The organism is Mycobacterium sp. (assembly GCF_052143115.1).
GTDB lineage: Bacteria > Actinomycetota > Actinomycetes > Mycobacteriales > Mycobacteriaceae > Mycobacterium.
On record NZ_JBKQTQ010000233.1, the window covers coordinates 1 to 10,158 of the forward strand.

13 protein-coding genes are annotated in these 10,158 nt (G+C 61.5%); 8 read left to right on the top strand and 5 right to left on the bottom strand.

All coding sequences use genetic code 11. The features are described 5' to 3' along the window. Positions 1 to 660: 660 nt before the first annotated feature. The 7 genes from ACLQI9_RS23115 (at position 661) to ACLQI9_RS23145 (ending at position 4,783) form a co-directional block, all read left to right on the top strand. Positions 661 to 930, top strand: a complete 270-nt coding sequence (locus tag ACLQI9_RS23115; RefSeq protein WP_442382027.1) for a hypothetical protein — start codon at positions 661 to 663, stop codon at positions 928 to 930. A gap of 59 nt (positions 931 to 989) precedes the next feature. Then, positions 990 to 1,880, top strand: coding sequence for a hypothetical protein (locus tag ACLQI9_RS23120; protein WP_442382028.1), 891 nt, complete (start codon positions 990 to 992; stop codon positions 1,878 to 1,880). 581 nt (positions 1,881 to 2,461) lie between these two features. Continuing rightward, positions 2,462 to 2,962, top strand: a complete 501-nt coding sequence (locus ACLQI9_RS23125) for an SDR family oxidoreductase (RefSeq protein ID WP_442392251.1) — start codon at positions 2,462 to 2,464, stop codon at positions 2,960 to 2,962. Positions 2,963 to 3,074: 112 nt separating this feature from the next. Beyond that, positions 3,075 to 3,419, top strand: a complete 345-nt coding sequence (locus ACLQI9_RS23130; protein WP_442382030.1) for a hemophore-related protein — start codon at positions 3,075 to 3,077, stop codon at positions 3,417 to 3,419. Positions 3,420 to 3,708: 289 nt separating this feature from the next. After that, on the top strand, positions 3,709 to 4,182 hold the full coding sequence (locus tag ACLQI9_RS23135; RefSeq protein ID WP_442382031.1) for a hypothetical protein: 474 nt from the start codon (positions 3,709 to 3,711) through the stop codon (positions 4,180 to 4,182). A gap of 2 nt (positions 4,183 to 4,184) precedes the next feature. Further along, positions 4,185 to 4,376 (top strand): hypothetical protein, encoded by a 192-nt coding sequence (locus ACLQI9_RS23140; protein WP_442382032.1) that lies wholly within the window; start codon positions 4,185 to 4,187, stop codon positions 4,374 to 4,376. A 119-nt stretch (positions 4,377 to 4,495) separates the two neighbouring features. Further along, positions 4,496 to 4,783 carry a hypothetical protein gene (locus ACLQI9_RS23145; protein WP_442382033.1) on the top strand — a complete coding sequence of 96 codons (288 nt, stop codon included), beginning with the start codon at positions 4,496 to 4,498 and terminating at the stop codon, positions 4,781 to 4,783. 602 nt (positions 4,784 to 5,385) lie between these two features. Here ACLQI9_RS23145 and ACLQI9_RS23150 read toward each other — a convergent pair. The 5 genes from ACLQI9_RS23150 to ACLQI9_RS23170 all read right to left on the bottom strand — a co-directional run bounded on the left by ACLQI9_RS23150 (position 5,386) and on the right by ACLQI9_RS23170 (position 9,191). Continuing rightward, positions 5,386 to 6,093: an LppX_LprAFG lipoprotein gene (locus ACLQI9_RS23150; RefSeq protein WP_442382034.1), complete on the bottom strand. Its 708-nt coding sequence runs from the start codon at positions 6,091 to 6,093 to the stop codon at positions 5,386 to 5,388. Positions 6,094 to 6,134: 41 nt separating this feature from the next. Beyond that, entirely contained in the window at positions 6,135 to 6,431 is a 297-nt protein-coding gene (locus tag ACLQI9_RS23155) for a hypothetical protein (RefSeq protein WP_442382035.1), read from the bottom strand. A 247-nt stretch (positions 6,432 to 6,678) separates the two neighbouring features. Then, positions 6,679 to 6,915: a hypothetical protein gene (locus tag ACLQI9_RS23160; protein ID WP_442382036.1), complete on the bottom strand. Its 237-nt coding sequence runs from the start codon at positions 6,913 to 6,915 to the stop codon at positions 6,679 to 6,681. Between the two features lie 280 nt (positions 6,916 to 7,195). Further along, positions 7,196 to 7,561: a hypothetical protein gene (locus ACLQI9_RS23165; RefSeq protein WP_442382037.1), complete on the bottom strand. Its 366-nt coding sequence runs from the start codon at positions 7,559 to 7,561 to the stop codon at positions 7,196 to 7,198. A gap of 724 nt (positions 7,562 to 8,285) precedes the next feature. Further along, entirely contained in the window at positions 8,286 to 9,191 is a 906-nt protein-coding gene (locus ACLQI9_RS23170; protein ID WP_442382038.1) for a universal stress protein, read from the bottom strand. A 571-nt stretch (positions 9,192 to 9,762) separates the two neighbouring features. Between ACLQI9_RS23170 and ACLQI9_RS23175 the strand changes: the two genes are divergently transcribed. Further along, positions 9,763 to 9,978, top strand: a complete 216-nt coding sequence (locus ACLQI9_RS23175; protein ID WP_442392252.1) for a hypothetical protein — start codon at positions 9,763 to 9,765, stop codon at positions 9,976 to 9,978. Positions 9,979 to 10,158: the final 180 nt, after the last annotated feature.

Here is a 10,158-nt window from a genome sequence, read left to right on the forward strand (position 1 = left end):
CTACTACCTGCGGAAACGATCCGAAGGCAAAAATCACAACGAAGCCATGCGCTGCTTGAAACGCCGCCTGTCCGACATCGTGTACCGACAGCTGATCGGCGACACAGTCAAACAAAAGGCGGGCCCGAGAGGACACTCAGGGGCGGCTCTATCGTCTCGCGCGGCCAGCTGACACCCCACACACCGGCTCTTCAGACAAGTCACTTCCCGAGCCCGCCCCCAAACCCTACAACCCGGCAAAAACCAACTACTTGACACAGAGAGGCGCCAGTATCGCGCACCAGTATTGGTGCAGTTCAGCGGTGGCTATTTCAGAACACCATGTAGCACGGTGTGCCCAATATGTGCCCAATTGACATCTGGGCCAAGTCTGCGCCGAGCCGCCAAACCCGTTAGCCGAACCTGTTCCCGAGACCCAGCACGACGCGGACGACGTTCTCTTAATCAGCGGGTCCGGGGTTCGAAACCCTGACGGCGCACAACACAAAAACCGAGCTCAGGCGTAGTTTTTCCTGGCCTTTGGTGTTGGCTGACATACCCTGTCGGGGTATCGAATCGCCCGAAAATCCTCCACCGATCCTCCACACTGCGGGAGCCGTGTCGCCACAGCAAACGGCGCGTCGGGGTGACTTGTCGGCACATCGAACTAGTATTCGAAGCATGACCATCGTTCACATCAGCGGGTATGACGTCGAGCAGGTGCCCATCGAGCTGATCGAGCCGGGCGACACTGTGCTGACTCACTTGCCCGACGGGTCGCCCTACACGTTCGTCGTCGAGATCAAGCGGTTCGACATCGACAAGGTCGCGGGCACGTCCAAGATCGGGTTGCAGGCAGCGCGCAAAACCGACACACACGGCGTCGGCCTAGTCGCGACCGCCGAAGCGCCGGCTCGCACCTTGACCCACCGCGTCATCAGTCAGACCTGAACACCGATCACCGGGCGCACTGCGCCACCAACACCCTGACCCCTACGACCAGAAACCCAATGACCACCGCCGTCGATCCCAACTACCGACACCCTAAGTGCTACGCCAACCTTCACGGTGGGTGCTCCACGAAAATCTCTGGGGAGCACTATATTTCGCATTCCCTGATCAAGCTCTACTATTTCAACGACCGAAAGGTTGCACTCAAGCACAACAACGGGTTCGGAATCCGAAAACCGGTCAAGCCGAAGAATTTCGTCGCGAACGTGTTGTGCACCAAGCACAACACCGCACTGGGTGTCAACGATAAGGCGGCGTTGGAACTCGCCACATTCGTCCGCAACATCGCGCTGCAGTTTGGCAACGGTGCGGGCAAGTGGGGACGCCGCGAGGAAATCACCATCTCCGGCCACGACCTCGAACGTTGGGTGCTCAAGCTACTTTGCACGCATGCCGCCGCGAAAGCGTTCACCGCCAACCAAGGCCAAGTCGAAAGCCCGATTCCCCCTGTCGCCATTGATTTTTTGCTCGCCCGCAAGCCGTGGCCGTTGGAATGGGGTCTGTGCGTGGCCGGTGACCCAGCAAACACCGACCTGCCGTATGACGCGTTCTCCAATGTCGACCACTCGACGACCGATTTCTGGGGCGCTCGACCGTTCCTCAAGTACGGCGACCAAACCCTGTGGGGCGGAATCGTCGATCTCAACGGAGTGGGATTCGGCGTCTCGTTGGAGAACATCTATCGCGGCTACTCCGTCGTTAACGGCGTCGAAAAATCCTTTCCGTGGATCGCTCGCGCGACCCAGCTTCGTCGCATGGAAATATCGCGGCGTAGAAAAGCGCGTCAACTTCACCTGGTCCGGTGCAACCAGCGAGAAGCACATTACCTACACGATCACGAAACCCGACCAGAAGCGTCGAATTCGACGCTTCCTCGGGCTCTAACCTAACCAAGTGGAGGCGCACGCGTCGTCATGCTCGTTCCGAAGACAATGCTGGATTGCGTATGTTTCGTATGCACGTATATCGACAACAAGCTGACCCCCGTCGGCACCGCCTTTTTCCCAGGCGTACCAGTCCGCGATAGTGATCCGCAGAAGTGGGTCGGATTCGCTGTCACAGCGCTACATGTGATTTCCGGTATCGAGGCATCCCCTAACACTGCAGCCGTAGATCGCGGAGCGCAGGAGTGATCCATCACAGCTGGCACGGATCTGTTCGAGAGCCCCGTCTTGCGATGCCGGATCTGGCCGCCGGCACAAAAGTCCGTTTTCACTTGATCTGACGCATTCTCGTTGATCCGGCGCATCGGCGTCGACAATGCCGTGCCCATCAGGAGCACACCAGCGACTGCGGAAAGCGCACCCAGGTCCCCAAACGTCCAAAATCCGGTCTGCCTGCTTGTCGCTCTGTATAGCCACCACGCACGCACCGTTGATCCAGCGAGGGCCATCACATCATAGGATTTGGTCCGTTGGGCCCTCGCTTGTGGGACCTTCGACCCTGACCTGGCCGCTGCGCCGGCGGCATAGTGCAGACCGAGGATCAGGAGCCGGAGGCCATGACCCAAGCGATTGACATTCCAAGCATGACTGGGCGGTGTTGCCGCGCATGCTGCACCAGGGCGGCCTCAGAGGTCGCACTGCGCGGCGGCACGGCCGATGCACCCTATACCCCGTCAAAACACGGCATGGTGGGATTGACCAAGAATGTCGCCTGGGCGTATGCGAATAACGGTATCCGCTGCAACGCCACCGTGCCCGGCCCCACGGTGACAGGCATTGTCGACCACGTGGGCAGCATTGATCAAAAGGGGCTGGCCCGGATGCCGCCGATCCTTGCGCTGCAACAACATTGCATCCGGGCAAAAACAGCCGGAGAATTGGCGGACGCTATCCAGCTGGCGTTGGCGAACCAGGAGGGTCCGACGCTGATTGAATGCGTGATTGATCGAGATGATTGCAGCGCCGAACTCATATCCTGGGGCCGCCACGTGGCGGCGGCCAACGGACGCCCGCCCCGCCCGGACTAGTCCAGGATTGGGCGGAATTACGTATCGTGGCCAGTGAATCGAAGGCCAACATCATTGCGCTGCACAAGAATCCGAGCCGTTTAGCAACTAGTTAGTTGAAAGGTGTCCACAAATGGTCACACTGTCGTTGACCCGACTGGCTGCCGGAGTTGGCGGTCTAGTTCTAGCATTGTCACTGACCGCTGGAGTTGGAGTCGCGTCCGCACAACCTGATCTGGGTCCGGTCGTCAACACCACATGCAATTACTCGCAGGTGGTAGCGGCAATGAATGCGCAATTTCCGGAACCTGCCGCGCAATTCAACGCATCGCCCCTGGCGCAGGCCTGGTTGCAAAATCTTCTTGCTTCGCCGCCCGCTCAGCGCCGGCAGATGCTCGATGAGGCGCAGAGCACACCTTGGGCTGCACAGTTCGTCCCGCTTTTCGTGCCACTCGCTAACACCTGCAACAACTACTGAGTGGGTTAGGCACGGAGCTTCTTGCTGTCTCCCATCTCCGTGTCAGGGCACCTAGCTACTGCAGCCGTAGATCGGGATGGCTGATGCTGGCGTGTCTGCGCTGGTCGGGGCGGTGACCGCGGCATTGTTCGGAGTTTGTGAACACATCTGAATATGCTGCGGTCACCGCGGCTCATAGCGTAAACTCTGATCGGTGGCAGACAGAGTTCTCGGCGGTACTGGATACTAGTGAAGAAAATTCTCACACCGCAGGTCAGGGTCATTTTCTGTGTGAACGTGATCGTTGCCGGTGGCCGCTCGGCGCTTCGCCCTCACTGACACCGGAGCAACGGTCGTCGCGGTCATTCTGCTGAGAGAAGGCTTGTGTTGCTCCGCTGCCTGGTATTGCGGCTGGCACCGTTGGTGCTGGCTCGATTTGCTAGCTGGCCCGTTGAACCTCACGGCCTATGGCCAGCCGTCGACCGGACCGGCCAATGAGCCGAACCCGTATTCGGTGATCCCGCAGGGTGTGCCCGGCTCGAACGGAAACCTTTGGGGGGCGCAGATTTTCGCGACCACCCAGGTTGCCGCGGGTACGGCTGTCGTGATGAGCGTTAAGGCGGGCGCCGGTATTTTCTGGCAACGCCTCGGGCTGCTGATCATGTTCGATCCGTACACGCTGCTGAGTAGCAACGAGTACCGCTGGGTGGCCGAGGAGCGTATCGCGTACAACTGCCCCCGACCCGCAGCTCTGAACCTCGTTACCGGGTTGCCGACCTCATAATGATGCCGTTTACGCCTCAGCAGCCAGGCGCCCAATTTTGGGCACCTGGGCTGGAGGAGGACGTCAAACCGTTCGACCCCGTGGTGTTCATGGAAGCACCAGAAGAGAAAGAGCTGCCCATGGCTGCCCGACTGATCAAAGAGGCTGCGGAGAATCCCGCTGCGCCGCTGAAGGTGAAAGTTGTTGCCCCATAACGGGTCATCCATGCCGGTGCCGCGTACACCGGCGGCGATGTCCTCGAGGTCCCAAATGACAAAGAGCACGATACCTGGCTTAAGTCCGGGTGGGTCGAGCTCGTGAAAGAGAAGTAAAAATGGCCTACAAGCAAGGCGTGGTGTCGATAGGCACTACCGCAACTCTAATAGCGACGCCCAGCTCCGCGCCGGACGTGGACGGCATCCTCGTGCAAAATTTGGGTGCCAGCATTGTCTACATCGGCGGAAGCACGGTGACAGCCGGCACCACGTCGACCGGTGGCCTGCAGCTGGCGGCGAGTAACACGACGCCCGTACTTATTCCGACCACCGGCGCGAGCGCCGAGGGGTTGTACGGAATTGTCGCGAGCGGCTCAATTAATGTGAGCTTCTGCTATCCGGGCTGATAACCGAAACCTCCTGCGCGCCTTCGGCCCTCACTCCGGCGGCGCGCGGGTAGGCCCTGGAACGGGTGGGTGGTTGCATTCACAGCGCCCGCCCGTTCCGGTGGCCCACCATGAGATGAGATGAACTTGACTAACCAAACTTTCTCGGCCGGCACTGCGAGTGTCGGAACCAGTGCCGCGCTGATCGTCACGCTGCCCGCGGCGGGCTACAATGTCCGCGGGTGCCTGATCAAAAACGCTGGCACGCAAACGGTTTACGTCGGCGGCCCTTCGGTGACGGCGACGGGAACCACGGCCGGGTACCCGCTGGACTCCTCTCGAATTATTGGAGCTCGGCCTCAGTAGTTCCCCACATGACCTGTACGGCATCGTGCCGAGCGGCACGGGCGCGGTCGCGTACTTCTTCGCGGCCAGTTAATCCTCCTGCGCGCCGGGCGTGTTCATCTGCGTTCGCAACTCGGCAGCGCGGGACAGGCCCTGGGGACGGGCGGGCCCTTGGTTGGGAAGCCCGCCCGCCCCGGTGTCGACCAATCAGAGGTGACAAACCAAACTTCCTGCGCCCGAGCGTGTTCTCTTCGTTCGCGGCTCGGCGTGCGTTGCCGTCATCCGCTCACCGGTGGCTTGGTGACCTGCACCGGTGCATTCCAGTTCGACAGCGTCATCTGGATCGAATTGGCCGCGCTTTGATCCAGCTTGGCCTGCACCAGCTGGTGATCGCCGCTTTCCTGGATCCAGACCGTGGACGCCAGCGGCTGACTTGCCCTCAGCTGGGGCACAAGCTGATTCACCGCATCAGCGGGGACATTCCCGGTGATGCGAATGGTGTCCTGCCCGTTGATGGTTTCGCGGGCCTGGGACTTGGCGTTGGTGAACTTGGCCAGCATGTTGGCCACGCCGGTGTCGTGGTTCAGGATCAAGGAGGGGTCATAGATATGGGCCGCCGGACCGAAGTCGGCCCACTTGTTCGGGGTGAGGGCGGCGTACAAGATCCCTTCATAGACCACGAATGGCGCGTCAATGTCGGAACCCGAAAACGTGATCTTGGCGTCGCCCTTGGCGGCGATATTGGGTGCGGTGTTGAGGTCCCCGGTCAGCGTCTTGACCGCCAATCCCTTGATCTTGCCGTTCACCGACGCCACCAGGTGCACGCTCTTGACGTTCTTAATGGTCTGGCTGGACTGCTGGAGCAGGGTGGCTGCATCCGGCAGCGGCCCGCTGGACTTTTTCGAGGAGGAGGAGCAGCCGCCAACCAAAGCGGTGGCGATGCTGAGGGTGGCAAGGACGGCGACGAGTCGGCGACGCGTATGCACATGTGCACTGTAGAGGGTTAGGTGTTTGTGCGTGAGGCAGCCTACATGCCGTGCTGCTGAGCGGGTGAACACGTCGGCGGCCTTCCCATGATTAATTTCGCAACTGGCGGACATTGCAAGTGCTGCTGCTGCAATCCATCTATGCACATGTAGTAGGCATTCGCATTGGCGGGGTCCTGCACGTAGGTGATTCCCGCGACGTCAGGGCAGGTGAAGTTAGCGCCCTGGGGAATGCGCGGCGGCTGCGCGTGCGCCACGCCCGGACTCACAACGGTAATCCACCCGACGCCAGCAACGGCGGCCCCGGCAGCGGCCACCCGTTTAATCTTGGCGAACATGACCACTCCTAATCATTTGGTAGCCGTCGGATAATCATTTGGTAGCCGTCGGACTCATTACTTACATTGTGCGCCAGCGCGGTATTTGGATAAGGGCCTTTTGACCGGACGTAATCGCCGAACGTCACACGAACCAGCGGCCACCATCGCCGGGCGGGCACCCGTGAGCCGGCCGGCGGCGCGATGGCCTCGAGGTGGGCAAACCGCAGGTGCGCGCGGACCTTTGCCAGGTGGGTGGCGGTGGTGGTCACCGGTCGGCGCCCGACAGCTCGGCCTTTTCACACTCGGGGGCGTGGCCGCCGATGGCGCCGCAGCAATGGCGCGTCGTCGAATCGACGGGATACGGCGCGTAGTGGCCGACGCCCGACAGCTCGGCCTCGAGCGTGCGAATGCGCTCGTTGGCGTCGTCGAGCTGCCGCACCAGGGCGGCGACGGTGGCCTCGAGCAGCTCGCCGAGCCGGACCGGGGGGTTGGTGGTGGTCATGGCCGCGATCCTTTTCTGTTGCCAGACCAGCGGCCCATCCCCATTGGGCAATAATTGGGCACGTAGCCCGATCAGTCCTGTAAAAACAGGCTCTGACGTGCAATAACTCTGGTGCGCGGTACTGGGATTGAATCAGTCACGGCTTGTCGAACGCGCGACGGCGGTCATGCGCGTCACCAACCTGCCGACCACGGCGACGACCGCCGAGGCACCGGCCAAGCGGGGCAGTAAGTAGCGTCCGGCGGTTCTCGGTCCGCCGGTTCTTGGCGCTTGGCCACGGCTATGTAGGCGGCTCCCCGATCCGCTCACACAGCCGCGCGTACTCGTCGCCCGGCATGACGTGGCGCAGCCGGTACAGGATCAGCTCGCGCATCGGCCCCTCGGCGGTGCGCAGCTGGTCCCGATAGGCGCGGGCCTGCTCCTCGACGGTCCAGTGCGACCACGGTCCCGGCGCTTCACACTCGTCATCGTCGAGTGCCACCGGCAGCGGGTGCTGAAACTCCCCGGCGGGTGTCTGCATCGCGGCCAGGACGCGGCGGACGTGGCCGTGGGACAGCCCGACGCGCCGACCGATGGCCCGCAGGCTCAGACCGCGCTCATGTAGCGCCCGGATGCGCTCGTCGCGCTTGCCGTTGCCGTTGCGCACGAGATAATCGTATACCAACCGAAAATTATTGCAATTCAACGCAATTCGGTGCAGCAAACGTGTATCGGACTGTATCCGGCACGAAAAATGGCCTCTGACCATGGGATTTAGCGGAGGGATGGTCGCCCTCTGTCACGGGGAGAGCGATCCCGACCTTCGGCCGGCGGGCGGGCCGCCGTCGTGGCTAGTTTGCTGGGGCCTATCCGTTCGCGCGTGATCGTTTGCAGCCCAGCATATTTTATGCTTTGAGGTTGCTCACGGCTCCTCTGATATGCCGAAATCGCTTGTTGCACAGATTGTTTCATGGATAAACGGCTTGTCAGCAAACTGCTGCCCGGGTACGATCGTGGGTGGTTGGTCGGCATAAATGGCCAGTTCAACACGATAAAACAGTCAAAAGGAGATGAAATGATGAATGATCTGGAGCAACTAGCCGGGCACGATGCGCTGATTGCGGCATGGGTGGCAGCGGCAGGCAGGCAGGCGGCAGGGTGTTCACTGAACACCCCTGAAAACGGCTATCGCCCGTTTCCTGGTGTTGCCGTTCGGAGGTGCGCTGGCGGTCGGAGCCGCGGTCCTAGGTTCCCGGCTGTTGGGTGTGCCGCTGTGACCGGCGCCCGACGGGTGCTCACGTTTGAGCACGTCGTGGTGGCGGAAGCTTGGCAACGTGATCTGCCATGCCGTTCCACCGGCGCGGTGGAACGGCATGGCGACTTATTTGCGTTCAGTGCTGTCGGGCGACGATCACGGGTACGTGGGCTGCCTCCGCCACCGCCGTGCTCACCGATCCCAGCAGCATGCCTGAGAATCCACCACGGCCATGACTACCGACGACGACGAGCTGCGATGACGCGGCGTCGTCTAGCAGATGTTCAGCAGGGCGATCGAGCACGACCCGGAGGTGCACGACAACGTCGGGGTAGCGCTCCCGCCAGCCCGCCAAGCGTTCGGCTAAGGCTTCCTCCCCGGCCGCTCGCTGACCCGACCACTGAATGTCCGGAGTAAAGGACATGCTCTTGTCGCGCCATGCGTGCAATGCGATTAGATCTACACCTCGACGAGACGCCGCGTCGAAAGCGATCGCCGTCGCCGACTCAGACGCCGGCGACCCGTCAATGCCCACTACCACGGGCAGTTTTGACGGCCCCAGCACACCAATGGGTGCCTCATCGTGGATCACCGCCACCGGACAATGCGCATGGTGGATCAGCCCGCTGCTGACCGACCCGAGCAGAACCCGGCGCGCCATGCCTAGCCCGCGGCTGCCCACCACAATCATCTGCGCCTCTTTGGACAGATCGATAAGCGCCGGAAGAGTTGCCGCGAAGTACACTTCTGAAAACAGTTTTAGATGGACTCCGCTTTCGGCACTGTCTTCAGCCACTTTGATGGCTGCCGAGATGATGTTCGCGCCTTCTGTTTTTTGCCAGTCGCCGGCTTCGGTGGGCTCCGGAAGAGCAGCTCCGCCCAAAGCCAACAAGCCCGACGGCGGTATGTCGATGATATGGATGATACTGAGCGGAACATTGCGCATCCCGGCCTCGCGGGCGGCCCACCGCACCGCCATTGTCGAGAACGCCGATCCGTCGACTGCGACTACGATCCCCCCATGCGCTGAGCGATTGGACATTGTTCGCCTTTCCTGTGCTGGTCTGGTGTATGAGCCTGTCGCAGCTAACGCTAAGGGACCCGGCTGGTGTCGGACAAGGAGTCATAAGTCCTCACGCTTCTAGCCGACGATCGGAAACCGTCACGTCGTCTACCGACTACCTGCCTTTCTACGAGACTTCTACGGGGACACAAGATTTCGACGCCCCGGGTGGCGTGGGCGCGTTATGCGGACGCGCTGCCACCCGGACCAAACCCCCTGCAAGTCTGGGCGGTGCCAGCGGGGTGTCGGAGCCGGGGTGGCCCCTGGGGGTCGGCGTGGAAAGGAGGGGTTTGAACGTGCCGTCGACTGGGGCCTCGTTGCCTTTGCGGTCGCGTGGCAGTTAGCCGACGAGTCAGGTTCCGGTCAGCTTGTTGCGCTCGTCGAGCAGTTCGTCGAAGTTACGAGTTGACGGCTCGCCACCGTGCTCGCGGATTGACCAACGCACCGCGGCCAGAAGCCGCAGTTCGGAGTCGCGGCTCGGCGTTACCTCCAGGGTCTAGAGTTGTTGCGCTCTCGCTGAATAACGAAATCCCTTGAAAGGGGTTCAATTGTGTCAAAGCAAGCGGCCGAACATCACAAGCAAGCAGCCGAACATCTCGAACAAGCCGCCAAGCAGCACTTAGAAGCCGCTAAGGAGCACGTGGAGGGAGGGTTTGAGAAAGCCGCCCACCATGCCCAGTTGGCGCATGCCCACCACGTTGAGGCGATCGAGCACGCGAGGAATGCCGCCAAGGAGCACCTAAAAGCGCACGGCAAGAAGAAGTAGGGCTGTAAGCGCTGCCCGGCCGGCAAGGGGAGAGCAGGTGTACGGGCCGGCCGCCGCTACCTGTCGACAGCCGTGTCCTCGCCGGGCACGACTGCGGTGCGCTATGCGTTCATCGAGCAGTTCGTCGACGTGACGACTTGACGGCTCACCGCCGTGCTTGCGGATCGAACGGCGCACCAG